Annotated in this window: 23 protein-coding genes and 2 pseudogenes; 18 read left to right on the top strand and 7 right to left on the bottom strand. The window is 73.7% G+C overall.

Going from position 1 to position 23126, the window contains the following annotated elements; translation table 11 throughout:
- Window positions 1-37: 37 nt before the first annotated feature.
- From ACXR2U_RS14510 to ACXR2U_RS14495, 4 genes are all read left to right on the top strand, one after another.
- Window positions 38-256 (top strand): ubiquitin-like protein Pup, encoded by a 219-nt coding sequence (locus ACXR2U_RS14510; protein ID WP_458825771.1) that lies wholly within the window; start codon window positions 38-40, stop codon window positions 254-256.
- Window positions 253-1098: a proteasome subunit beta gene (gene prcB / locus ACXR2U_RS14505; RefSeq protein ID WP_458825770.1), complete on the top strand. Its 846-nt coding sequence runs from the start codon at window positions 253-255 to the stop codon at window positions 1096-1098. The genes ACXR2U_RS14510 and prcB overlap by 4 nt, the downstream gene beginning before the upstream one ends.
- Before the next feature lie 14 nt (window positions 1099-1112).
- On the top strand, window positions 1113-1880 hold the full coding sequence (gene prcA, locus ACXR2U_RS14500) for a proteasome subunit alpha (RefSeq protein WP_458825769.1): 768 nt from the start codon (window positions 1113-1115) through the stop codon (window positions 1878-1880).
- Window positions 1881-2014: 134 nt separating this feature from the next.
- On the top strand, window positions 2015-2893 hold the full coding sequence (locus ACXR2U_RS14495; protein ID WP_458825768.1) for a molybdopterin-dependent oxidoreductase: 879 nt from the start codon (window positions 2015-2017) through the stop codon (window positions 2891-2893).
- Window positions 2894-2903: 10 nt separating this feature from the next.
- Here ACXR2U_RS14495 and ACXR2U_RS14490 read toward each other — a convergent pair whose 3' ends face one another.
- A complete protein-coding gene (locus ACXR2U_RS14490; protein WP_458825767.1) occupies window positions 2904-3404 on the bottom strand; it encodes a hypothetical protein in 501 nt (166 codons plus the stop codon).
- A gap of 82 nt (window positions 3405-3486) precedes the next feature.
- Here ACXR2U_RS14490 and pafA point away from each other — a divergent pair, with 82 nt between their 5' ends.
- Both pafA and ACXR2U_RS14480 read left to right on the top strand, forming a co-directional pair.
- A complete protein-coding gene (gene pafA, locus ACXR2U_RS14485) occupies window positions 3487-4848 on the top strand; it encodes a Pup--protein ligase (RefSeq protein ID WP_458825766.1) in 1362 nt (453 codons plus the stop codon).
- A 32-nt stretch (window positions 4849-4880) separates the two neighbouring features.
- The gene (locus ACXR2U_RS14480; RefSeq protein WP_458825765.1) at window positions 4881-5243 is read left to right on the top strand and encodes a hypothetical protein; all 363 of its coding nucleotides are present in this window, start codon (window positions 4881-4883) and stop codon (window positions 5241-5243) included.
- A gap of 27 nt (window positions 5244-5270) precedes the next feature.
- Here the strand turns inward: ACXR2U_RS14480 and ACXR2U_RS14475 are convergent, their stop codons facing one another.
- A complete protein-coding gene (locus ACXR2U_RS14475) occupies window positions 5271-5936 on the bottom strand; it encodes an HAD family hydrolase (protein ID WP_458825764.1) in 666 nt (221 codons plus the stop codon).
- 56 nt (window positions 5937-5992) lie between these two features.
- On the opposite strand from ACXR2U_RS14475, the gene ACXR2U_RS14470 reads away from it, so the two are divergent.
- Entirely contained in the window at window positions 5993-6427 is a 435-nt protein-coding gene (locus ACXR2U_RS14470) for a VOC family protein (protein WP_458825763.1), read from the top strand.
- A 103-nt stretch (window positions 6428-6530) separates the two neighbouring features.
- Here the strand turns inward: ACXR2U_RS14470 and ACXR2U_RS14465 are convergent, their stop codons facing one another.
- Window positions 6531-7628: a DUF3866 family protein gene (locus ACXR2U_RS14465; RefSeq protein ID WP_458825762.1), complete on the bottom strand. Its 1098-nt coding sequence runs from the start codon at window positions 7626-7628 to the stop codon at window positions 6531-6533.
- Between the two features lie 35 nt (window positions 7629-7663).
- Here ACXR2U_RS14465 and ACXR2U_RS14460 point away from each other — a divergent pair, with 35 nt between their 5' ends.
- The 9 genes from ACXR2U_RS14460 (at window position 7664) to ACXR2U_RS14420 (ending at window position 18033) form a co-directional block, all read left to right on the top strand.
- Complete coding sequence (locus ACXR2U_RS14460; protein WP_458825761.1) at window positions 7664-8605, top strand: NADP-dependent oxidoreductase; 942 nt, start codon at window positions 7664-7666, stop codon at window positions 8603-8605.
- A 130-nt stretch (window positions 8606-8735) separates the two neighbouring features.
- Entirely contained in the window at window positions 8736-9716 is a 981-nt protein-coding gene (locus ACXR2U_RS14455; protein ID WP_458825760.1) for a helix-turn-helix transcriptional regulator, read from the top strand.
- A gap of 76 nt (window positions 9717-9792) precedes the next feature.
- Window positions 9793-10755: a helix-turn-helix transcriptional regulator gene (locus tag ACXR2U_RS14450; RefSeq protein ID WP_458825759.1), complete on the top strand. Its 963-nt coding sequence runs from the start codon at window positions 9793-9795 to the stop codon at window positions 10753-10755.
- A gap of 69 nt (window positions 10756-10824) precedes the next feature.
- Window positions 10825-11115 (top strand): hypothetical protein, encoded by a 291-nt coding sequence (locus ACXR2U_RS14445; RefSeq protein WP_458825758.1) that lies wholly within the window; start codon window positions 10825-10827, stop codon window positions 11113-11115.
- Window positions 11112-12092 (top strand): twin-arginine translocase subunit TatC, encoded by a 981-nt coding sequence (gene tatC, locus ACXR2U_RS14440; RefSeq protein WP_458825757.1) that lies wholly within the window; start codon window positions 11112-11114, stop codon window positions 12090-12092. The genes ACXR2U_RS14445 and tatC overlap by 4 nt, the downstream gene beginning before the upstream one ends.
- Window positions 12044-13054, top strand: coding sequence for a diacylglycerol kinase family protein (locus tag ACXR2U_RS14435; RefSeq protein WP_458825804.1), 1011 nt, complete (start codon window positions 12044-12046; stop codon window positions 13052-13054). Before tatC ends, ACXR2U_RS14435 begins: the two co-directional genes overlap by 49 nt.
- 10 nt (window positions 13055-13064) lie before the next feature.
- Window positions 13065-14123 (top strand): oxidoreductase, encoded by a 1059-nt coding sequence (locus ACXR2U_RS14430; RefSeq protein WP_458825756.1) that lies wholly within the window; start codon window positions 13065-13067, stop codon window positions 14121-14123.
- 29 nt (window positions 14124-14152) lie between these two features.
- Complete coding sequence (locus ACXR2U_RS14425; RefSeq protein ID WP_458825755.1) at window positions 14153-16909, top strand: DEAD/DEAH box helicase; 2757 nt, start codon at window positions 14153-14155, stop codon at window positions 16907-16909.
- Window positions 16910-16998: 89 nt separating this feature from the next.
- Window positions 16999-18033, top strand: a complete 1035-nt coding sequence (locus ACXR2U_RS14420; RefSeq protein WP_458825754.1) for a DUF4333 domain-containing protein — start codon at window positions 16999-17001, stop codon at window positions 18031-18033.
- Here the strand turns inward: ACXR2U_RS14420 and ACXR2U_RS14415 are convergent.
- Entirely contained in the window at window positions 18026-18712 is a 687-nt protein-coding gene (locus ACXR2U_RS14415) for a hypothetical protein (RefSeq protein WP_458825753.1), read from the bottom strand. The genes ACXR2U_RS14420 and ACXR2U_RS14415 overlap by 8 nt on opposite strands.
- 32 nt (window positions 18713-18744) lie before the next feature.
- On the bottom strand, window positions 18745-19671 hold the full coding sequence (locus tag ACXR2U_RS14410) for a 5'-3' exonuclease (protein ID WP_458825803.1): 927 nt from the start codon (window positions 19669-19671) through the stop codon (window positions 18745-18747).
- 81 nt (window positions 19672-19752) lie between these two features.
- Between ACXR2U_RS14410 and ACXR2U_RS14405 the strand changes: the two genes are divergently transcribed.
- The gene (locus tag ACXR2U_RS14405; protein WP_458825752.1) at window positions 19753-20721 is read left to right on the top strand and encodes a carbohydrate kinase family protein; all 969 of its coding nucleotides are present in this window, start codon (window positions 19753-19755) and stop codon (window positions 20719-20721) included.
- Here ACXR2U_RS14405 and ACXR2U_RS14400 read toward each other — a convergent pair.
- Window positions 20700-21737: a LacI family DNA-binding transcriptional regulator gene (locus tag ACXR2U_RS14400; RefSeq protein ID WP_458825751.1), complete on the bottom strand. Its 1038-nt coding sequence runs from the start codon at window positions 21735-21737 to the stop codon at window positions 20700-20702. The genes ACXR2U_RS14405 and ACXR2U_RS14400 overlap by 22 nt on opposite strands.
- Before the next feature lie 95 nt (window positions 21738-21832).
- Between ACXR2U_RS14400 and ACXR2U_RS14395 the strand changes: the two are divergent.
- Window positions 21833-22969, top strand: a pseudogene (locus ACXR2U_RS14395) (amidohydrolase family protein); the annotation flags it as partial.
- A gap of 36 nt (window positions 22970-23005) precedes the next feature.
- Here ACXR2U_RS14395 and ACXR2U_RS14390 read toward each other — a convergent pair.
- Window positions 23006-23126 (bottom strand): annotated as a pseudogene (locus ACXR2U_RS14390) (VWA domain-containing protein); the annotation flags it as partial.

Genomic DNA, 23126 nt, shown 5'->3' with positions numbered 1-23126 from the left:
TGCTGACAGCCGTCGTCGAGGCGCACCGGGAGGACCCATGGCAACGCACGAGAGCGGGCAGTCGCGTGCTTCGCGCAGCGACAAGGACGAGGACGTCGACACCCCGGACGCGCCGGACGCCGCCGCGCCCGAGGGCACGGAACGCCGCGAGAAGCTCGGTGAGGACGTCGACGCCCTGCTCGACGAGATCGACGACGTCCTGGAGACCAACGCGGAGGACTTCGTGAAGTCGTTCGTGCAGAAGGGCGGTCAGTGAACCTCCCCGACCCCACGGGCGTCAGCGGGCTCACCCACCGGTCGTCGTTCGCCGACTTCCTCGAGACCAGCGCTCCCGAACTGCTCCCGCACAACCGCTCGTCCTCGCAGCCGACCACGGCCGGCACCGGCGTCGCGGGCGGGAACCTCGCTCCGCACGGCACGACCATCGTCGCGGCCCAGTACGCCGAAGGTGTGCTGATCGCCGGCGACCGCCGCGCCACGATGGGCAACATGATCGCCCAGCGCGACATCGAGAAGGTCTTCGCGACCGACACCCACAGCGCCGTCGGGATCGCCGGCACCGCGGGGCTCGCCATCGAGCTGGTCCGTCTGTTCCAGGTGGAACTCGAGCACTACGAGAAGATCGAGGGCACCGCGCTCACCATCGAGGGCAAGGCCAACCGGCTGGCCACGATGATCCGCGGCAACCTCGGCCTCGCCATGCAGGGCCTCGCCAGCGTGCCGTTGTTCGTCGGGTACGACACCGACGTCACCGACCCCGCCCACGCCGGACGCATCTTCAGCTACGACGTCACCGGCGGGCGCTACCCCGAGCTGTACTACGAGTCGATCGGGTCGGGCTCGGTGTTCGCCCGTGGTTCGCTGAAGAAGACCTGGCGGGCCGGGCTGTCCGAGGCCGACGCCGTGCGCGTGGCCGTCGAGGCCCTCTGGGACGCCGCCGACGACGACTCCGCCACCGGCGGCCCGGACCAGGTCCGCGGCATCTACCCGGTCGTGCTGCTGGTGACCGCCGACGGCGTGCGCCGGGTCGACGAGCCGACGCTCGCCGGCATCGTCACCACGGTGGTCGCCGACCGCTCCGCGCGGCCCGGGTCGTAAGGGAGCCATCGAAGATGAGCATGCCGTTCTACGCCTCGGCCGAGCAGATCATGCGCGACCGCTCGGAGTACGCCCGCAAGGGCATCGCCCGCGGCCGCAGTGTCGTCGTGTCCACCTACGCCGACGGCGTCCTGTTCGTCGCCGAGAACGCCAGCCCCGCGCTGCACAAGGTCAGCGAGATCTACGACCGCATCGGGTTCGCGGCCGTCGGCCGGTACAGCGAGTTCGAGAACCTCCGCGTCGCGGGCATCCGCCTCGCCGACCTGCGCGGGTACTCCTACGACCGCCGCGACGTCACGGCGCGGGCCCTCGCCAACGCGTACGCCCAGACCCTCGGCTCGATCTTCACCGAGCAGCAGAAGCCCTACGAGGTCGAGGTCTGCGTGGCCGAGGTCGGGGCGACGGCTGAGACCGACCAGCTCTACCGCCTCGCCTACGACGGCACCATCGCCGACGAACGTTCCTTCGTCGTCATGGGCGGGCAGGCCGAGGCGCTCACGTCCCACCTGCGCGAGAACTACCAGCCCGCGCTGCCGCTCGAGCAGGCCCTGCCGATCTCGGTCCACGCACTCGGCAGCGTCGGATCCACCGAGGGCCAGCGTGAACTCCCGGCGTCCCAGCTCGAGGTCGCGGTGCTCGACCGCAACCGCGGCCCGCGCACCTTCCGCCGCATCACCGGCGCGATCCTCTCGGATCTGTTGCCCGATGCAACACCGGGTGACGTCCCGGCCGAGACGGACGGCCCCGGCGTCGACACCCCGCCGACGGAAGCGAGCGGCTAACGACGTCCGGCCGGGCGACCCGGCGCGCCAACCTCGCGCTGCTCGTCCTGCTGCCCGCGGCCGTCCTCACCGGGTTCGGCTGCTTCCTCGTCGCCACCGGTGGGCTGACAACCGTCGTCGTCGTCCACGGCGTCGTGGGGGTCGCGATCGTCGCGCTCGTGCCGTGGAAGCAGATCGCGGTGCGGCGCGGGTTGCGTCGCCGCCGGCCCGATGTCGTGGTGTCGGTGCTGCTCGGCGTCGCGGTGATCGTCGCGCTCGCCACGGGTTTCGCCCACAGCACCGGCCTGTTGCGCACGACGCCGGTGGTGAGCGCGATGCAGGTGCACGTCGGCGCCGCGCTGGTCGCGCTGGTGCCCTTCGGCTGGCACGCGCTGCGGCGCCGCCAACGGGCGCGGGTCACCGACCTGTCGCGGCGCAACCTGCTGCTGGGCGCGGGTGTGGTGGCCGGGGCGGGCGTGGCTTACGCTGCGCTCGGTGGGCTCGGCGCGCTGCTGGGCCTGCCCGGCGCCGAGCGTCGGGGGACCGGCTCGTTCGACCGCGGTTCCGGTGACCCGTCGGCCCTGCCCGCCACGATCTGGCTGTTCGACCGGGTTCCCGACATCGACCCCGACGCGTGGACGGTCGCGGTGACCAGCGGTGGCGACACCCGGCGGTGGAGCCTCGCCGATCTGCCGGCACCGAGCGTCGAGCGCGACGTCCTGCTCGACTGCACCAGTGGGTGGTACTCGACGCAGCGGTGGAGCGGCGTCCCGCTGGCGGCGTTGCTGCCGGACGGCGCGACCGGTGCGGTGGAGGTGCGCAGCGCGACGGGGTACCGCCGACTGCTGCCGCTCACCGACGACCTGCTGCTCGCCACCACGCTCGGTGGCCGCCCGCTCGACGCCGGTCACGGTGCACCGGTGCGCCTCGTGGTGCCCGGCCGCCGCGGGTTCCACTGGGTGAAGTGGGTGGTCGCGGTGGAGCACCACCCGGACCGGCCGTGGTGGGTGCAGCTGCCGCTGCCGCTCGGGTAGCGGCCGGGCCTCAGGTCGAGGCGGGCCAGCTGACGGTCGCGACCTGGCCGCCGACGACCTCGACCGTCAGGTCGACCTCGCCGCGGTACGGACGCAGCGACAGCTCGTAGGCGCCCTCGACCAGGTCGCCGAAGACCGCCGTCGGCACGAGCCGATCGCCCATCGGCCGCGGCACGACGCCGACGTGCGGCGGGGTGCCCGGCGGGTGGTGGTGGCCGGCGTGGAAGTCGCCCGCGTGGCCGTGGTCGTCGTGCGCGTGGTCGTCGTGCGCGTGGTCGTGGTGGTCGTGGTCGTCGTCGGGCCCGTGCGCGTGGTCGTGCTCCGGCGCGTCCGCGTACCGGCCGCCCGGTCCGCGGCTGCCGGCCGGGACGATCTCGATCTCGCGGCCGGTCAGGTCCTCCGGGCAGGTGACGACAACGGCGCCGATGTCGCCGCCGATGTCGAGGACGACGGCGGTCCCCTGTCCCGCGTGGGGGTTCTCCGCGGAGCCGGCAGCGTAGGCGTCGGTCATGACGACAACGTAACGCGGCGACGCGTGTCCGACGTGGCGATGATCTGCCACCACGGGCGTCAGTCCCGCCTACAGTGAAGCGGTGGAGCGACGGATCTACGGCCTCGAGAACGAGTACGGGGTCACCTGCACGTTCCGGGGTCAGCGGCGACTGAGCCCCGACGAGGTGGCGCGGTACCTCTTCCGCCGCGTGGTGTCGTGGGGGCGCTCGTCCAACGTGTTCCTGCGCAACGGCGCCCGCCTCTACCTCGACGTCGGCTCGCACCCGGAGTACGCCACGCCCGAGTGCGACTCGCTCACCGAACTCGTGACCCACGACAAGGCGGGGGAGCGGATCCTCGAGGGCCTCGTGGTCGACGCCGAACGCCGCCTGCACGACGAAGGCATCACCGGCGACATCTACCTGTTCAAGAACAACACCGACTCGGCCGGCAACTCCTACGGCTGCCACGAGAACTACCTCGTGGCCCGGCACGGCGAGTTCGGCCGGCTGGCGGACGTCCTCATCCCGTTCCTCGTCACCCGTCAGCTCATCTGCGGCGCGGGCAAGGTGCTGCAGACCCCGCGCGGCGCGGTGTACTGCGTGAGTCAGCGCGCCGAACACATCTGGGAGGGCGTCTCGTCGGCGACCACCCGGTCCCGGCCGATCATCAACACCCGCGACGAGCCGCACGCCGACGCCGAGAAGTACCGGCGGCTGCACGTCATCGTCGGCGACAGCAACATGAACGAGTCGACGACGCTGCTCAAGGTCGGCAGCGCCCACCTGGTGCTGCAGATGATCGAGGAGGGCGTGACCTTCCGCGACCTCACGCTGGAGAACCCGATCCGCGCGATCCGCGAGATCAGCCACGACCTCACCGGGTCCAAGCCGGTCCGGCTGGCGTCGGGACGCACCGCGAGCGCCCTGGAGATCCAGCGGGAGTACCACTCGCGCGCCACCGACCACGTCGCCGCGCGCGGCTCGTCCGACCCGGTGACCAAGCGGGTGCTGGAGTTGTGGGGCCGCACCCTCGACGCCGTCGAGAAGCAGGACCTCACGCTCATCGACCGCGAGATCGACTGGGCCAGCAAGCTCACCATGATCCAGCGCTACCAGGCCAAGCACGACCTGCCGTTGAGCTCACCGCGCATCGCGCAACTCGACCTCGCCTACCACGACATCACCCGCAGCCGCGGCCTGTACTACCTGCTGCAGCGACGCGGTGCGGTCGACCGCGTGGTCACCGACCCGTTGGTGTTCGAGGCCAAGAACGTGCCGCCGCAGACGACCCGCGCGAAGCTGCGGGGCGACTTCATCAAGAAGGCGCAGGAACGCCGCCGCGACTTCACGGTCGACTGGGTGCACCTCAAGCTCAACGACCAGGCGCAGCGCACGGTCCTGTGCAAGGACCCGTTCCGCAACGTCGACGAGCGGGTGGACAAGCTCATCGCGTCGATGTGAGACCGGCGCGGATGTGTGTCAGGCTGCCCGCCGTGACCGCACCCGCTGACATCACCGACATCGCCGTGACCGGCGATCCGTCGCGCGCCCGTGACACCGTGGCCGAGGCCCTCGCCGCCCAGGGGTTCACCCTCACGTGGACCGACGACTGGAACGGTGTGGCCACCCGCGGCAGCAAGAAGAAGCAGATGCTGCTGGGCGCGTTCGCGCAGTACTTCGAGGTCGGCATCGCCGTGTTCGGCGTCGACGGCGGCTCGGTCGTGCGGCTCACCCGGCCGTCGGCCGGCGTGTCCGGTGGCCTGGCCGGACGTCAGCGCGCGGTCAACCAGTTCGGCAAGCTCGGCAAGGACATGCGCCAGACCTTCGCCGCTGCGGGCGTGCTCCGCGAGGGCTGACGCCGGGTCCGTGCAGGCACCCGAGGGTCACAGCCCCACGGCGCGCAGCAACGTGTCCGGGGCGCGGCCGGGCGCCGGGTCGACGAGCACGAACCGGGCGCCGACCTCCATGGCCGCGCCGTCGTTGACCGCGCTGTCGCCGACCATGACGACGTCCTCACCCCGCAGGCCGAGGTCGGCGCACGCCAGCTCGAAGATCGCCCGGTCGGGCTTCATGACGCCGCGTTCGTCCGAGAGCACCAGCGTCGTGAACAGGTGGTCGACGCCGTAGCCCGCGAGCACCGGACGCGGGTCCCAGCCGATGTTGCTGAGCAGCGCGACCGGGACCGATGCATCGTGCAACCGTTGCAGCACCTCGACCGTGTCGGGGTAGGGGTGCCACGCGCCGACCTGCAGCCCGCGCTCGTACAACCGGTGAGCCTGCTCGCGCGTGAGGCCCGCGCGTTCCGCGAGCCCCGAGTAGGCCCGGCGGTGCAGGTCGGCGGACAGGTCCCGGCGGTGCCAGGCGTCGGCGAGGTCGTCCGGCAGGTCGGGGGCGTGGCCCGCGCCGTTGATGCCGCCCCGGCGGGCGATCTCGGCGGCGAGGGGCGCGTACACCGGACCGAGCGCCTCGCGCACGGCGGTCTCGGCGTCCTCGATCCAGAACAGCGTGCCGGTGAAGTCGAACAGCACGCCACGGGGCAGGTCGGTCACAACCGCCGAGCCTGCCACGGTGGCGCGATGTCGGAGGGATCCGGCAGGGTCGAGACATGGCCTTCGAGTTCCAGGTGACGTTCGACAGTGCCGACCCGGCGGCGCTCGCCGCGTTCTGGGTGGAGGTGCTGCACTACGTGCCCGACTCGCCCCCCGAGGGGTTCGCGAGCTGGGAGGCCGCGCTCGACGCGTGGGGCGTCCCGCCGGAGCACCGCAACGACCGGTCCGCGATCGTCGACCCCGAGGGTCGCGGGCCGCGGATCTTCATCCAGAAGGTCCCGGAGGGCAAGACGGCCAAGAACCGCGTCCACCTCGACGTCCGGGCCGCGCCCGGTCTCGAGGGGGCCGCGCGCGATGCCGCCCTCGACGCCGAGTTCGACCGGCTGGTGGCGCTCGGGGCCACGCTGCTGCAGCGACTCGAACCCGACGACGACAACGGGTTGTGCATCGTCATGCGCGACCCGGAGGGCAACGAGTTCTGCCTCGACTGACGCGCCACATCTCCGCGACGACAGGGGTCGGAGTTCGCGGTTCGGCCGCCGTCACCCGCGAATTCGGACCCCAGTCGTGTGGGACCCACCGACAGGACGCGGTCTACCGCACCAGAGAGGCCGCGTGGCGTCCGGCGGCGGCGGCGGCGAGGAAGTACCAGGTGTCCGCGCCGAGGCCGCGCCCCATCGTCGACAGCGACGCCCCGCCCGGGCGCAGGTCGGCGTCGACCGCGGCCAGGGCGGCGGCGAGGCCGTCGACCGAGGTGGTGACGATCCGGTGCGTTCTGGCGAGAGGTTCCAGCTGCGACGCCACCAGGGCGGCGAGCTCGTCCGGCATCCCCTCCGGCACGACCAGGTCGGCGGGACGCAACGCCACCCGGCCGAACGCGGTGAGCGAGTGGTGGGAGACGCCCTGGTGCCGCGGGCGGGGATCACCGGTCGACAGGCGCAACGCCCCGACCGGGCGGCCGCCGAGGACCGCGACGGCGTTCACGGCGTCACCGGCCGCCACGCCCGAGAACCCCCAGGTCGTCCCCGTGCCGAGGTTGCCCGGGCCCTGCGACACGACGACCACGTCGGCCTCCAGCACGATCCGCGCGGCCTGCAACGCGCTGTGCAGCGACACGCACTCGAGCGTGCCGCCGAACGCCTGCCCGCAGGTGACCGTGCCGACCAGCCGCGGACCGAGGGCGGGGACGGTGCGCGAGAACGCGATCGGCAGCGTGCCGCCGTCGGTCATGACGTAGACGACCCGGGCGCCCGGCCGGGCGTCGAGGACACCCGCCACGACTGCCGGCAGCGCCGAGTGCAGGTCGGCGACGACGACCGGCAGCCCGCCGAGGTCGACGTCGTCGCGCAGCCGGTCGTGGTGCGGCGAGTCCTGCTCGTCGGCGCCCTGCACCGCGACCTGCAGCGGGAGGTACCGCGCCTTGACCAGGTGCCCCGGCCCGGACGGGTCCGGGGGAGCGGACGACGGTGACGCCACGAGCGCGTACCCGCCGGTGCCGAGCGAGAGCGCCAACGCCGTCACCGTCACCCACACGACGTCGCCGACCGCGAGCGGCCCGGTGACGTCGGGGTAGGCGAGCACCCGCACCTCGGACACGTCACCGACCGGCCGGTCGAGCCTGGCCCGGCCCTCGACGGCGTCCGACCGGACCCGGTCGAGGGCGGTGACCGTCGCCGTCCGCCACCAGATCACAGGCCGCAGGTTATCGAGTGGGTAGAACCGACTCCGTGACCAAGGCATACGGCTTCAACGCATACGGCGGCCCCGAGACCCAGGACTGGTTCGACCTCCCCGACCCCACGCCCGGCCCCAGCGAGGTGCTGATCCGGGTGAAGGCGGCCGGGGTCAACGCCGTCGACCACAAGATCCGTGGCGGTTGGGGCGCCGACCCGAACGCGGATGCCACGTTCCCGCAGGCCCTCGGCGTCGAGGGCGCGGGGGTCGTCGAGGCGGTCGGGCAGGACGTCGACCACGTCAAGGTCGGTGACGAGGTCTTCGGCCGCGCCGCCACCGGCTCCGGCACCTACGCCGAACTCGCCGTGCTCGACGGGCCGTCCACCACGAAGAAGCCGCCACAGGTGGGCTTCGACGCCGTCGTCGGCATCCCGGTCTCGGCGCTCACGGCGTACGCCGCCCTGGAGCAGCTCGGCCTCGGCGAGGGCGACACCCTGCTGCTCAACGCGGCGGGCGGCAGCGTCGGCGTGGTGCTGCTGCAGCTGGCCCGTGACCGTGGCATCGCCACCTTCGGGATCGCCAGCAGCAACAAGCGGCCGATGGTCGAGAGCCTCGGCGGGGTGCTCGTGCCCTACGACGGCGACACCGACGTCGTCACCCAGGTCCGCGAGCTCATCCCCGGCGGCGTCGACGGCATCGTCGACCTGGTCGGCGGCGAGTCCCTGGCGCAGATCGCGGTGCTGATCAAGAATCCCGCGAAGATCCTCTCCGGTGTCGACCCGGCGGCCGAGAGCCTCGGCGGCGCGATGATCACCCAGGACCGGCCGACCGCGTGGCTGGGGACGCTCGCGGAGCTCGTCGCCGAGGGCAAGCTCGACCTCAAGGTCACCGACACCTACCCGTTCGACGAGGCCCCGCAGGCGCTGGCGTCGGTCGAGAGCGGGCACTCGCTGGGCAAGGTCGTCATCGACCTGACCCAGACCACCGCCACCTGATCGTCGGGGCCTGATCGTGCGGACCGGACAATCCGGCCGCACGAGGACGCGGCCGTCCGGCAGGATGTCCCCCGTGGCGCGCGCGGGGACCTCACGAACGGGCGGCCGCCGCGGTATTAGCTTCGAGCTCATGGCGGCACGACGGGCTGAACGGCTCGTGAACCTGGTGATCGCGCTGTTGTCGACCCGCCAGTACCTCACCGCCGAGCAGTTGCGCTCCGCGGTGCCGGGCTACGAGGCCGACGACGGCTCCGAACGCGCCGACGAGGCGTTCAAGCGGATGTTCGAGCGCGACAAAGCCGAACTGCGCGATCTCGGCATCCCGCTCGAGACCGGGCGCACGTCGATCATGGACGTCGAGGACGGCTACCGGATCCCGCGCCGCGACTACGAGCTGCCCACGGTCGACTTCGACCCCGCCGAGGCGGCGGCGGTCGGCCTCGCGGCCCGGCTCTGGCAGTCGGCCACCCTGGGCGCGCCCGCGCGCACCGCGTTGATGAAGTTGCGCGCCGGCGGCACCGCCCTCGACCCCGACGACGCCGTCACCCCGCCCACGGTCGACGCCTCCGACCCGGCGCTCGCCCCGCTGCTGACGGCCGTGCGCGAACGCCGGGTCGTCACCTTCAGCCACCGCTCGGGCGGCGACTCCGACCCGATCACCCGCCACGTCGAGCCGTGGGGCGTGCTGTCGTGGTCGCGCCGCTGGTACCTCGTCGGGTACGACCGCGACCGCGACGCGCCCCGCAGCTTCCGGCTCTCGCGGGTCGAGGGCACGGTCACGGTCACCCGCACCGCCTCCACCCACGACCGCCCGGCCGATCTCGACATGGTCGCGATGGTGGCCGGCCGCTCGGAGTGGCGGCGCGAGTCCGAACTGCTGGTCGCGCCCGGGCGGGCCGGGCGGTTGCGCCGCGCCGCGCTGCGGACCGAACCGGGCGTCGACGGCGCTCCCGACCGGCTGGTGGTGGACTTCGCCGACACCCGCTGGCTGGCGCGCGAGATCGCCTCGGCCGGCACGGGCGTCGAGGTGCTCGGCCCCGACGACGTCGTCGCCGCCGTCCGCGACGTGCTGCAGTCGACGCTCGAGGCGCACGGAGCGGCGGGACCGTGAGCATCGCAGCGAGCGGCAGCGGGCGAGGAGCGGAGCCTCGACGGAGGAGCGGCTCCGGAGCGACGACGGGGGAGCGATGAGCGGCGAGAAGGACCGTCTGGTCCGGCTGCTCGCGCTCGTGCCGTACCTGCAGGCGCGCGGGTCGGCGCCGCTGGCGGAGGTCGCGACCGACTTCGACGTCACCCCGGCCCAGATCCAGCGCGACCTGGAACTGCTGTGGATGTGCGGCCTGCCCGGGCAGGGACCCGGCGACCTCATCGACCTGTCCTTCGAGGGCGACGACGTCTCCGTGGTGTTCGACGCCGGCATCCGCCGGCCGGCGCGGCTGACCCCGCCCGAGGCCCTCGCGTTGACCGTCGCGTTGCGGACCCTCGCCGAGACCCCGGGCCTCACCGACGGCGCGGCGGTCGAACGCGCGCTGGCCAAGGTCGAGGCCGCGGCGGGCGGCGGGGAGGTCGCCGGCGGCTCGGCCGTGCAGATCGAACTCGACACCGAGGCCCGGGTGACCCCCGTCGTCGACCAGGCGCTGGCGACCGGGCGCGCCCTCGAACTGCGCTACTGGACGGCCGCGCGCGACGAGACCACCGACCGGGTCGTCGACCCGCTGCGCCGCTTCGAGCTCGACGGCCACGCCTACCTCGAGGCCTGGTGCCGCCGCGCCGAGGGCATGCGGACCTTCCGGCTCGACCGGGTCGAGGCGGTCGACGTCCTCGACGAACCGGCCCGGCCGCCGGAGCTGGCCGTCACCCGTGACCTCGCCGAACTCGACGGCGGCGTCTACGTGCCCGCGCCCGAGCACCTGCTCGTGACCCTCGAGGTCGGGGCGGGCTACGCCTGGGTCGCCGACTACTACCGCGCGGGCGACGTCGAGACCCGGCCCGACGGCACGGTGCGGATGTCGCTGCGGGTCAGCGACCCCGGCTGGGTCCGGGCGATGGCGCTGGGATCGGCCGGGCAGGTGCGGGTGCTCGACCCGGGCTGGCTCGCCGAGCAGGTCGTCGACGAAGCCCGCGCCGCGCTCGCCCGTTACGGGACCTGAACCCGGAGTTCCCGAGAGTTCACCGGGCAGCAGCGGCGGGGGCGGCTCCCGGCGGTTAGCCTGTCGAACGTGGGCGCGGTCGCGGTGTGGACGTGGGTCGGAGCCGTCGTGCTCGGCCTCGTGATCCTGGGCTTCTGTGCCTACGAGATCATCTGGAAGCTGCGCCGCCTCGGCCGCGACGTCGAGGACCTGCAGGGCCTGCAGACCCGCCTCGCCGCGCTGCAGCGGCAGGTCGCCACCGCGCAGACCACCGCCGCCACGATCCAGCGCCAACGGGCGCACAACGCCCACCGCAACGGTGACGCGCTGTTCCCGCACCCGCGCGATCCCCGGCCCGCCGAGGCAGGGCAGCCCGCGTGACCGCCGCGAGCAGCAGCCGGGTTCCCCGCCGCAAGCGGACGGAGAACCCCGAGGCGCGGATGTCGGTGATCGAGCACCTGCGCGAACTGCGCCGCCGGCTCATCGTCGTGCTGGTCATCCTCGCCCTCGGTGGCGTCGCGGGCTGGTTCCTCTACGACCCGGTGCTGGAGATCCTCAAGGCGCCGTACTGCTCGCTTCCGGCCAGCAGCCGGCTCACCCCGAGCGGCGCGAACGTCGACTCCTGCGCGCTGTACTTCCGCGCGCCGGTCGACGGCTTCACCATCCGGCTCAAGGTCTCGCTCATCCTCGGCGCCATCTTCACGACGCCGCTGTGGCTCTACCAGATCTGGGCCTTCGTCACGCCCGGCCTGAAGCGGAACGAGAAGAAGTACACCTACATCTTCCTGCTCGCCTCCACGGTCCTGTTCCTCGGCGGCGTCGCCCTCGCCTACGGCGTGCTCTACAAGGGCCTCGCGGTGCTCATCGGCACGGCCGGCAGCGGGGTCGACGCCGCACTCGACGTCACCAGCTACATCAACTTCGTCGTCCTGCTCATGCTCATCTTCGGCGCCGCGTTCGAGCTGCCGTTGCTGCTGGTGATGCTCAACGTCGTCGGGGTCCTGCCGTTCTCGTTGCTCAAGCGCGGGCAGCGGATCGGCATCTTCCTGATCTTCCTGTTCGCCGCCGTCGCGACCCCCACCACCGACCCGTTCACCATGTGCGCGATGGCCGTCCCGATGGTCATCCTGTTCGAGGGCGCGGTGCTGTTCTCCTACGTCCACGACAAGCGCAAGGCCGCCCGCAAGGCCCAGGCCGCAGCCGAGAAGCTCGCCGACGACGAGTACTCGCGCATCGAGGCGTTGCCCGAACCGTTGCAGCCGCAGGACACCGCCACCGGCGGCCGCGGCCGTGACGACCGCGGCGAGGCATCGCCCGGCGGCAGCCTCTCCGGCGGCTCGCTGGACGACGTGCTCTGACCGCTCTCACGCTGCTGGTCAACCCACACTCCGGCCGCGGCCGGGCGGGTCGGCTCGCCCCGGCGGTCGCGGCGAGGTTGCAGCGTGCCGGTCACCGCGTCCGCGCCGTCGCCGGGCGTTCCGCGGCCGAGTCCGCGGCCCTGGCTTCCGTGGTCCTCGCGCGTCGCGAACCCCTGATCGTCCTGGGCGGGGACGGCCTGCTGCACCACCTGCTGCCGGTCGTGGCGGGCACCGGGTCGCCGGTCGGGCTGGTCCCCGCCGGCACCGGCAACGACGCCGCCACCGCGTTCGGGGTGCCGGGCGACCCGTTCGCCGCGACGGACGCCGTGACCGACGCCCTGGCCGCAGGGAGCACCGCGGCCGTCGACCTCGGCGTCGCGACGGCAGCCGACCGCCGCGAGACGCCCTTCGCGACCGTCCTGTGCTGGGGGTTCGACGCGGCGGTCGCCGAACTGGGCGCCCGGCTGCCGTGGCCGCGCGGCCCGCGCCGGTACGACCTCGCCATCGCCGCCCACACCCTCGCACTGCGGCACCGCCCGGTCGAGGTCGTCCTCGACGACGCCCCGGCCACGACGACGACCGCGCTGTTGGTCGCGGTCGGCAACGGCGGCTGGTACGGCGGCGGCAAGCGGATGGTCCCGCAGGCGAGCCCCGAGGACGGACGGCTCGGCGTCACCGTCGTGGGCCCGGTGACCCGACGGCTGCTGGCGCGGATGGCACCGACGCTTCCGCACGCGGGCCACGTCGGGCACCCGGCCGTCACCGTCGCCGACGCCGAACGGGTGCGACTCACCGCGCCCGGCAGCGGGATCGCCGCGTGGGCCGACGGCGAGCGGGTCGGCCCGCTGCCCTTGGCCGTCACCACCGCGCGCGGTGCTCTCACACTGCTGCGTGCCCCGTGGTGCACCCCGCCCGAACCGACCGCGCGGACCGCCTTGTCGGCGTCCACAGGGGCGGCCTAGGTTCGCGCATGTGCCCCGATTCCCTCGCGCCCTGCTCGTCGCCGCCCTGGCCGGCGTCGCCGCGGCCGCCGTCCTGACCACCCCCGCGTCCGCCGCGCCGACCCCCTCGTGGGAGCTGCGCGACACGGGGACCACGAACCACTTCCGCGGCCTCGCACCGGTCAGCGGAGAGGTCGCGTGGATCAGCGGCTACGACGGCCAGGTGCTGCGCACCCTCGACGGCGGTGCCACCTGGAAGGACGTGTCGCCGGCGAACCGGGGCGCGAGCGCCCTGCAGTTCCGCGACATCGAGGCCACCGACGCGAACCACGCCGTCATCATGGCCGCGGGGTCGGGGACGGACTCCCGGCTCTACGTGACCGAGGACGGCGGCCAGCACTGGACCCTCGCCTACCGCAACACCGCGCCGGCCGCGTTCTTCGACTGCATGTCGTTCTCCGACGCCCTGCACGGGCTGGTGATGAGCGACCCGGTCAACGGCAAGTTCCGCATCCTGTCGACGAAGGACGGCGGCCACAGCTGGCGGGTCAACCCGTCAGCCGGGATGCCCCCCGCGCTGACCGGCGAGGCGGGCTTCGCGGCGTCCGGCCAGTGCCTCACGACCTCCGGCGACGACGCCTGGTTCGGCAGCGGCGGCGTGTCGGGCGCGCGGATCTTCCACTCGACCGACGGCGGCCGGACCTGGGAGGTGCGGACCAGCAGCCTGCGCAGCACCGAGAGCGGCGGCGTGTTCGGTCTGGCCTTCTCCACGCCCTCGCGCGGGGTCGCGGTCGGCGGCGACTTCGCCGCGCCCACCGCGCACGTCAAGGTCGCCGCGACGCAGCTGGTCGACGGCCCGTGGAAGCCCTCGGCCTCCATGCCCTCGGGCTACCGCAGCGGTGTGACCTTCGTGCCCGGCACGCTCGGCACCGTCCTCGCGGTCGGGCTCACCGGCTCCGACGTCTCGTACGACGGCGGCCGGAACTGGACCACCTTCGACACCGGCCAGTTCGACACCGTCAGCTGCGCGGGCGGTACGTGCTGGGCCGCGGGCGACCTCGGCCGGGTGGGGGTCCTGCAGGGGCTCTGACCCCGGGCCCGTCGCTACCGTTGGCGGACATGTCGTCCCCCGCGGAGCGGTACCAAGCCGCGAAGGCCCGCCAACGGCACCGGTTGCTCACGGAGTTCAGCGGCCTGTACCCGTTCGAGCTCGACGACTTCCAGCGCGAGTCCTGCGAGGCCCTGGAGGACGGGCGGGGCGTGCTGGTGTGCGCGCCGACCGGTGCCGGCAAGACGGTCGTGGGGGAGTTCGCCGCCCACCTCGCCCTCGCGCAGGGCGGCAAGTGCTTCTACACGACGCCGATCAAGGCGCTGTCGAACCAGAAGTACCGCGAGCTCGTCGAGCGGTACGGCCCGGAGCAGGTCGGGCTGCTGACCGGCGACGTCGCGGTCAACGCCGACGCGCCCGTGGTCGTGATGACCACCGAGATCGTCCGCAACATGCTCTACGCGGGATCGGACGCCCTGCAGGGACTGCGCTACGTCGTCATGGACGAGGTGCACTACCTGGGCGACCGGTTCCGCGGCGGCGTGTGGGAGGAGGTCATCGTCCACCTGCCCGACGACGTCGCCCTCGTGTCCCTCTCGGCGACCGTCAGCAACGCCGAGGAGTTCGGCGAGTGGCTGCAGACCGTCCGCGGTGACACCGCCGTGGTCGTCCACGAGGAACGCCCGGTGCCGCTCTACCAGCACATGCTCGTCGGCCGCCGCCTGTTCGACCTCGTCGACGGCGCGGGCGAGGTCGACGCCGAGTTGCGGCGGGCCGTCGACGAACGGCGCCTGCGCTTCGGCGCGCCGGTGCGGCACGGCACGGCGTCACGGGGCGGGCGCCGGGCGGCGCCGCCGTCGCGGTTCCGGCCGCCGGACCGGGCCGAGACGATCGAGCGGCTCGACCGCGAGGGGCTGCTGCCCGCGATCACCTTCGTGTTCAGCCGCGCCGGGTGCGACGCCGCGGTGCAGCAGTGCCTCGCCGCCGGGCTGTCCCTGACCGGGCCCGCCGAGCGTGAGGAGATCGCCGAGATCGCGGAGGCCGTCACCCGGTCGGTGGGCGCCGCCGACCTCGAGGTCCTCGGCTACTGGGAGTGGCTCGAGGGCCTGCGGCACGGGTTCGCCGCCCACCACGCCGGGCTGATCCCGCCGTTCAAGCAGGTGGTCGAGCTGCTGTTCACCCGTGGTCTGGTCCGCGCGGTGTTCGCGACCGAGACCCTGGCCCTGGGCATCAACATGCCCGCGCGCAGCGTGGTCCTCGAGCGGCTCGTCAAGTTCAACGGTGAGGCCCACGTGCCCGTGACGCCGGGGGAGTACACCCAGCTGACAGGTCGTGCGGGGCGGCGGGGCATCGACGTCGAGGGGCACGCCATCGTCGTGTGGTCGCCCGACAGCGACCCCGACACCGTCGCGGGGCTCGCGTCGACCCACACGTACCCGCTGAAGTCGACGTTCCGGCCGTCGTACAACACCGCAGTCAACCTCGTCGACCAACTGGGCCGGGTCGCCGCGCGGGAGATGCTCGAGCAGTCGTTCGCGCAGTTCCAGGCGGACCGGTCGGTGGCGGGCCTCGCCGCGCAGATCCGGCGCAACGAGCAGACCGTGGCCGCCCACGACCGGGCGGCCGCCTGCGAGCAGGGCGACGTCGCCCGGTACGCCGCGTTGCGCGACGAGCTGACCGACCGGGAGAAGGCGCTGTCGCGGGCCGGGAACACCGCCCGCGACGCCGACGCCGTCGCGGCGCTGGAGAAACTGCGCCGCGGCGACGTCGTCCGGATCCCCGCCGGCAAGCGGGCGGGGGTCGCGGTCGTCCTCGACCCCGGCGCGCCCCGCGACGACACCTCCGATCCCCGGCCGCTCGTCCTCACCCTCGGCCGGTGGGCGGGCCGGGTGCCCGCCCGCGACTTCCCGGTCGCGGTCGACGTCCTCGCGACGCTGCGGGTGCCCAGGCACTTCGACCACCGCTCACCGCAGGCCCGCCGCGACCTCGCGTCGGCGCTGGCCGAGATCCGCCTGCCACCGCCCGCCCGACCCCGCGCCCGCCGGATGCCCGACGCCGCGACCGTCGACGCCGAGAACGAGATCGCCCGGCTGCGACGCGAGCTGCGGGCCGACCCCGTGCACGGCTGCACCGACCGCGAGGAACACCTGCGCTGGTGGCGCCGGGCGCGGCGGCTCGAGACCGAGACCGACGGGCTGCGGCGCCGGATCGAGGGCCGGACCGGCAGCCTCGGCCGCCGCTTCGACCGGTTGTGCGAGCTGCTCGACGAACGGGGCTACCTCGACGGCGACCACGCCACCGACGACGGCCGGCGCCTCGCGCGGTTGTGGTCGGAGTCGGACCTGCTGGTGGCCGAGTGCCTGCGGGAGGGCGTCTGGACCGGGTTGGACGCGGCCGAACTCGCCGCCGTCGTGTCGACCCTGGTGTACGAGCCCCGACGCGACGAGGCGAGCAGCCCACCGGTGCCGACCCTGCGCGTCCGTGACGCCCTGGCCGCGACCACCCGGGTGTGGGGCGGGCTCGCGAACGCCGAGACCGCCGCCGGTCTGCCGCCCGGCCGCGGCCCCGAGGCCGGGTTCGCGCTCGCGATCTGGCGGTGGGCCACAGGTCAGCCGTTGCTGTCGGTGCTCGCGGGCGACGGCGCCGTCGACTCGCGGGGGGTGCCGTTGCCGCCCGGGGACTTCGTCCGCTGGGCCAAGCAGGTGCTCGACCTGCTGGACCAGGTCGCCTCGGCGGCGCGCGGGCAGGCGGACCCGGTCGCCCGGACCGCTGCCAAGGCCGCGAACGCCGTCCGACGCGGTGTCGTGCTGACCAGCGTCGAGGGGTGAGCGCGCGCTACGGTATCGGCGCGCCGTAGCGGGGCACGCCGGATCCCGGGACCGACCCGCCGCACCGACCAGTCAGACAGGAGCGTTCCATGCAGCCTCACGACGGCCGTCCCGAGGAGCAGCGCGAGCCGGGCTCGCCCACTCCGCCCGACGACGCGGGGCAGGGGTCCGGCGCCTGGTCGACTCCGACGACCTCCGGCGGCCAGCCGGACCAGGGCTGGCAGAGCCGACTCGGTGGCGCGGGTGACGCCGCGTCCGGTGGACCGTCGTACGGCGAGCAGTCCGGTGGCTACGGCGGCTACGGCCAGAACGCGTCCGGTGCGAACCAGCCGACCCAGAACCAGGGCTACGGCCAGCCGTCGTACGGCGAGCAGCCCACCCAGAACCAGCCCACCCAGAACCAGCCGACCCAGAGTCAGCCCACCCAGGGATACGGACAGGGGCAGCCGTCCTACGGCGAGCAGCCCGGTGGGTACGGCGGCTCGCAGCAGGGCCAGCCCACCCAGGCGTACGGGCAGCCGTCCTACGGCTCCGGCGGCTACGGCCAGGGGCAGCCGGCCGGCTCGGACTACAGCCAGCAGACGCAGGCGTTCAACCAGCCGTCGTACGGAACGCCGCCGCCGTCCTACGGCGACTCCGGCGGCGGGTACCAGCCGACCCAGCAGTACGGCGCGGTGCCGTCGTACGGCCAGTCGGCGCCGTCGTACGGGACCGACCAGTACGGACAGACCTCCTACGGCGCGCCCGACTCCGGCTACGGCGCACCCGGCGGTCCCGGCAGCTACGGCCAGCCCGGGTACGGCCAGCCCGCCGCGCCGAAGAAGAGCCACGTCGGCCGCTGGCTCGGCCTCGCCGGCGCGGTGGTGGTGGTCGCGGTCGCCGCGATCCTGCTGTTCGTCGCGCCCGGGTTCCTCGTCAGCAAGGTCCTCGACCCCTCGGCCGTCGCCCAGACGATCACGAACCAGAGCCGGGGCGGCAACGGCGACTACACCGGCGTCAGCTGCCCCTCGAACGAGAAGGTGGAGAAGGACAACACCTTCACCTGCACCGCCTCGGGCGACAAGCAGATCACCGTCACGGTGACCAGCGACAGCGGCGACTACACCTGGGAGTCCGTCAACTGACCCGACCGGACCCGGTGTCGCGCGGCCGCTCGAAATCCCGGCGCGCCTCGTCCAGGGTGACCGCGCGCGTGGGCCAGCTGACGAGCTGCTGGTGCAGGGTCGCGTCGCCGAAGGCGGTGTCCTCGACCGGCACTCCGAGGGCAGCCAGGTACTCCAGCAGCAGGTCGCGGTCGAAGCGCTCGCGGATGCGGCGTCGGGCGTAGGTGTCGGTCCGCTCGAACGGGAGCGGATCCCCGCTGCCGAACCACTGCCAGCGGCCGTCGGTCGCGGTGGCCGAGAGCGACCGGATCCCCAGCAACGGCGGTGGGCCCCCCGGGCCGCTGATCTCCAGCTGGGTCTGGGCGTGCCCCGGGCCGTACGGCGGCAGGTGCGTCGCGACCACACACCGGACCCCGAGCTGGCGCGCCAGCCCCGGCCCGGGCGCGGTGCCGTCGCCGCCGTGGAGGAAGTTGTTGGCCACGGCCGTCCACCGGCCGGCCGACGCGGTCAGCATGCGGGTCCACGGCGCCTGGAACGGGGTCAGCGCGGGCAACGCCGGAGCGAACCCGACGCCGGTCGGGGTCGAGGTGAGGCCGCGGTCGCCGGCGGGCAGGAGCGCGACGACGTCGTCCTCCGGGGCCTCGACGAACTGCACCGACGCCCCCAGCGGGCACGCCTCACCCCCGAACAGGACGGTCACGACCCCACCTCGATCCGCGGCGACGCGCCCGCTCAGGCGGGCAGCTCGCCGATCGCGGCGAGCAGGCGGTTGACGGCGCTGTCCAGGGCGTACCTCTCGGACAGTTCCACGAGCGTCTCGGCGTCGGCGGGCTCGCGGGGGATCGCGGTGGCCAACTCCGGCGTGCCGTACGGCTCGACCGGGGCGTCGGTGCGACCGCGCACCACCCCGACCGCCGCGAGCAGGTAGTCGGCGGCGTCGCGGACCGCGGCGGCCGCCTTGGGTGGGAAGCCGTCCGCACCGCGCTGGGCGGCCGCGAGGATGTCCTCGGCCGCACCGAACCGTTGCACCAGGCTCGCGGCCGTCTTCTCGCCGATGCCCTTGACGCCGGGCAGGCCGTCGCTGGGATCACCGCGGAGCACGGCGAGGTCGGCGTAGCGCGGCGGGAGCACGCCGTACTTGGTCTCGATCTCCGCCGGCCCCAGGTCCTCGAGCTTGCTGACCCCCTTGCCGGTGTAGAGCACCCGCACGTGCTGCGTCGCGAGCGCCATGAGGTCGCGGTCGCCGGTGACGATCTCGGTGGCGACCGCCTCGGCGTCGGCCCGGGCCGCGAGTGTCGCGATGACGTCGTCGGCCTCGAACCCCTCGGCCCCGGCGACGCCCAGCCCGAGCGCCTTGAGCACCGCCAGCAGCACCGGGACCTGCGGCGACAACTCGTCGGGGACGGTCTCGACCATCTCGCCGCCCTCGATGGTCGCGCGGTGCGCCTTGTACGACGGCACCAGGTCGATCCGGAACTGGGGGCGCCAGTCCAGGTCGAGGCAGGCGACGTAGTCCGACGGCTTGCGGGTGCGGATGAGCTGGGCCGTCATGTCGAGGTAGCCGCGGATCGCGTTGACCGGCTGACCCTCGTCGTTGGTCACCGAGGTCGGCACCCCGTGGAAGGCGCGGAAGTACATGCTCGCGGCGTCGACCAGCATCAGCGTCACGCGGCCCACCCTGTCACAGACGGCCGGTCGGTCGGGGCGAGCGCGCGGACGCGGATCAGTAGGGTCTGGCGGATGATCAGCGTCATCGGCGAGGCGATCGTCGACCTGCAGGACGACGGCGAAGGACCGATCGAGGACGGCGCCGGTGCCCCGCGGCCGTTCACCGGCCACCCGGGCGGCAGCCCGATGAACGTCGCGGTCGGCGTCGCGCGACTGGAGCGGCCGGCGGCGTACCTCGGCCGGCTCGCCGGCGACGCGTTCGGACGCCTGCTGCGCGCCCACCTCGTGACCAACCGCGTCGACCTGTCCGGGTGTGTCGAGGCGTCCGAGCCCAGCACCGCCGCCATCGTCTCGCTCGACAGCGAACGCAAGGCCACGTACGACTTCTACGTCGACGGCACCGCCGACTGGCAGTGGACCGCCGCCGAACTCGAGACCCTGCCGGCCGGCACCCGGGTGTTGCACACGGCATCGTTGGCGTCGTGGCTGCCGCCCGGTGACGTCGTCATCGCCGCACGCGTCGGCGAGGCCCGGCGCGACGGCGTGCTCACCAGCTACGACCCCAACGTCCGCCCGGCGCTGATGCCCGCCGACGCCGCGGCGCGGGTCGAGCACATGGTGGCCCAGGCGTCACTGGTCAAGGTCAGCGACGACGACCTGGCGTTCCTCCACCCGGGCGTCGACCCCGCCGAGATCGGGCGCCGGTGGACCACGCTGGGCCCGGAGCTGGTGATCGTCACGCGGGGCGCGGACGGCGCCGACGCGTTCAGCGCGGCGGGCCACGTCCACCGCGACGGCATCCGGGTCGACGTCGTCGACACCGTCGGGGCGGGCGACGCCTACATGGCCGGACTGCTCGCGGGGCTCGACACCCGTGACGCGACCGGGGCCGAGGCGTTCACCGCGCTCGCGCACGACCCCGCGCGGGTGCACGACCTGCTCGGCGAGGCGATGGTCGTCGCCGCGATCACCTGCACGCGTGCCGGCGCCAACCCGCCGACCCGGGCCGAGGTCGAGGCCTACGGGGCCGGTTCGGCGTAGAGGCTGCGGCCGGCGTCGGTCGATCCCCGCACGACCAGTTCGGTGTCGTACACCCGCGAGGTCGGAGCGGACTCGGTGGACTGCCGGCCGGCGGTCAACCCGAGCACGGCCCGGGTGACGTCGGTGGCCATCTGCTCGATGGGCTGGCGCATGGTCGACAGGTCGAAGTACCGGGCCGAGCTGTGGTCGTCGACCCCGATGATCGCGACGTCCTCGGGGATCCGGCGGCCGGCGCGACGCAACGCGACCACCGCGCCGTAGGCCATCTCGTCGGACTCGGCGAACACGGCGTCGACGTCGGGCCGCGCCTCGAGCACCTCGGTCATCGCGAGTTGCGCGCCGTGCGGGGTGTACATGCCGATCCGGTCGAGCGCGGCCTCGGGCTCCAGTCCGGCGTCGACGAGGGCGTCGCGGTAGCCACGGCGCCGCTCGATGTGCGGCTGGAAGCCCTGGGCGTCCTCGACGTCGCCGCCGATGCGGGCGATGGTCCGCCGCCCGAGCGAGAGCAGGTGGTTGGTGGCGGTGAACGCGGTGGCGTGGTCGTCGATCGCCGCGGACAGCACGCCGTGGTTCGTCACCCCGACCGACGCGATCGGCATCCCGAGCCCCTCGAGCGCCTTGCGCTCGGCGTCGCTCATCACCGTGCTCACCACGATGAGGCAGTCGACCCGCTTGCGCACCGGCAGCCGGGTGAAGAACGACGACCGCCGCCCTTCGTCGCCCAGGCCGTACATCAGCATGTCGAGGTCGGCTTCGTCGAGGACCTTCTCGATCGAGCCGAGCATCTGCGCGAAGTACCACCGGTCGACGAACGGCACGACCACGCCGACCGTGGAGGTCCGTCCGCTGGCGAGCCGGGCCGCGAACGGCGAGGCCACGTAGTCCAGTTCGGCGGCGGCGGCGAGCACACGGTCGCGGGTGGCGTCGGCGACGTCGGGCAGGCCGCGCAACGACCGCGACACGGTCGCGATCGACACGCCGGCCAGCTTGGCCACGTCTTCGATCGAGGCGGTCATGGGTGTCTCCGTAGTCCGAGAGGCCGACGAGACAGCATCCTCGCACCGTCAGACCCTCGGCAAGTCCGCGACACGGCGCGGGCGAGACTGTGGGCATGAGCGGGGCGACGGGACGACGGACACTCTGGCGCGGCGGCCGGGTGTACTCCACGGCGGTGCGGGACGCGAGCGCCGTGCTCACCGACGGCGCGACCATCGCCTGGGTCGGCGACGAGGACTCGGCCGAGGCGGCCGCCGCGCTGCGCGACGCCGACGCCGTGGTCGACCTCGAGGGCGCGTTGGTCACCCCGGCCTTCGTCGACGCCCACGTGCACCTCACCGGCACCGGCCTGGCGCTCACCGGCCTCGACCTCACGACCGTGACGTCGGGCGCGGACCTGCTGGCGGTCGTCGCGGCGCGGGCGGCGGACCTGCCCGTCGGCGCGACCGTGCTCGGCAGCGGGTGGGACGAGTCGGCCTGGGCCGGATCCGGGAGGCGGAGCACGGCCGTCCCGGGCGCCGACGAGCTCGAACGGGCCGCGGGCGGGCGGCCGGTCTACCTCGCGCGCGTCGACGCCCACTCGGCGCTAATCTCCGCGGGTGTGCTCGGCGTGGTCGACCCGTCGACTCCCGGCTTCGACCGCAGCGGGTGGCTGACCCGCGAGGCCCACCACGTGGCGCGGGAGGCGACCCTCGGCGCGCTGTCGGCGACCGACCGGCGCGTCGCCCAGGACGCCGCCCTGCGCCACGCCGCCGCGAGGGGCGTCGGCAGCCTCCACGAGTGCGGCGGCCCGACCATCTCCTCGGCCGCGGACCTGCTGGACGCGCTCGCCGTCCGGGAGTTCGCCGCGCCCGAGGTGGTCGGGTACTGGGCCGAGCTGGGCGGGGTCGAGCACGCCCGCGAGCTCGGCGCGGTCGGCGCCGCGGGCGACCTGTTCTGTGACGGCTCGATCGGGTCGCACACGGCCGCCTTCCACCAGGCCTACGCCGACGCCGACACCACCGGCGCGCTCTACCTCGACCTCGACGCCATGACCGAGCACGTCGTCGCCTGCACCGAGGCCGGGCTGCAGGCGGGCTTCCACGCCATCGGCGACGCCGCGGTCGACCGGGTGGTCGCCGCCCTCCGCGCCGCGGGGGACCGGCTCGGGCCGCCGCGGGTGGCGTCGGCCGGACACCGGCTCGAGCACGCCGAAGCGGTCACCGACCCCGACGCGTTGGCCGCGGTCGGCCTGCTGGCGAGCGTCCAGCCGGCGTTCGACGCGACGTGGGGTGGGCCGGCCGGGATGTACGCGACCCGCCTGGGCGCCGAAGAGGAAGACGTCGACCTCGCCGTCGTCGTCGAAGCGCAACGCCAGTGCGAGGACCCGCTCGGCCAACTGCTGCACCTTGCCGGTCTTGTACAACCGG

The sequence above is a fragment of the Jatrophihabitans sp. YIM 134969 genome, from assembly GCF_054456675.1.
Note: the sequence above shows the minus strand (reverse complement) of the source record. Positions and strands in the feature narration are given on the sequence as shown.

Coding starts and splice junctions, on each gene's coding strand:
- prcA (WP_458825769.1), top strand. CDS start 1,113: ATGAGCATGCCGTTCTACGCCTCGGCCGAGCAGATCATGCGCGACCGC.
- ACXR2U_RS14410 (WP_458825803.1), bottom strand. CDS start 19,671: ATGCTGGTCGACGCCGCGAGCATGTACTTCCGCGCCTTCCACGGGGTG.
- ACXR2U_RS14420 (WP_458825754.1), top strand. CDS start 16,999: ATGCAGCCTCACGACGGCCGTCCCGAGGAGCAGCGCGAGCCGGGCTCG.
- ACXR2U_RS14425 (WP_458825755.1), top strand. CDS start 14,153: ATGTCGTCCCCCGCGGAGCGGTACCAAGCCGCGAAGGCCCGCCAACGG.
- ACXR2U_RS14400 (WP_458825751.1), bottom strand. CDS start 21,737: ATGACCGCCTCGATCGAAGACGTGGCCAAGCTGGCCGGCGTGTCGATC.
- ACXR2U_RS14470 (WP_458825763.1), top strand. CDS start 5,993: ATGGCCTTCGAGTTCCAGGTGACGTTCGACAGTGCCGACCCGGCGGCG.
- ACXR2U_RS14405 (WP_458825752.1), top strand. CDS start 19,753: ATGATCAGCGTCATCGGCGAGGCGATCGTCGACCTGCAGGACGACGGC.
- ACXR2U_RS14455 (WP_458825760.1), top strand. CDS start 8,736: ATGGCGGCACGACGGGCTGAACGGCTCGTGAACCTGGTGATCGCGCTG.
- ACXR2U_RS14450 (WP_458825759.1), top strand. CDS start 9,793: ATGAGCGGCGAGAAGGACCGTCTGGTCCGGCTGCTCGCGCTCGTGCCG.
- ACXR2U_RS14490 (WP_458825767.1), bottom strand. CDS start 3,404: ATGACCGACGCCTACGCTGCCGGCTCCGCGGAGAACCCCCACGCGGGA.
- ACXR2U_RS14510 (WP_458825771.1), top strand. CDS start 38: ATGGCAACGCACGAGAGCGGGCAGTCGCGTGCTTCGCGCAGCGACAAG.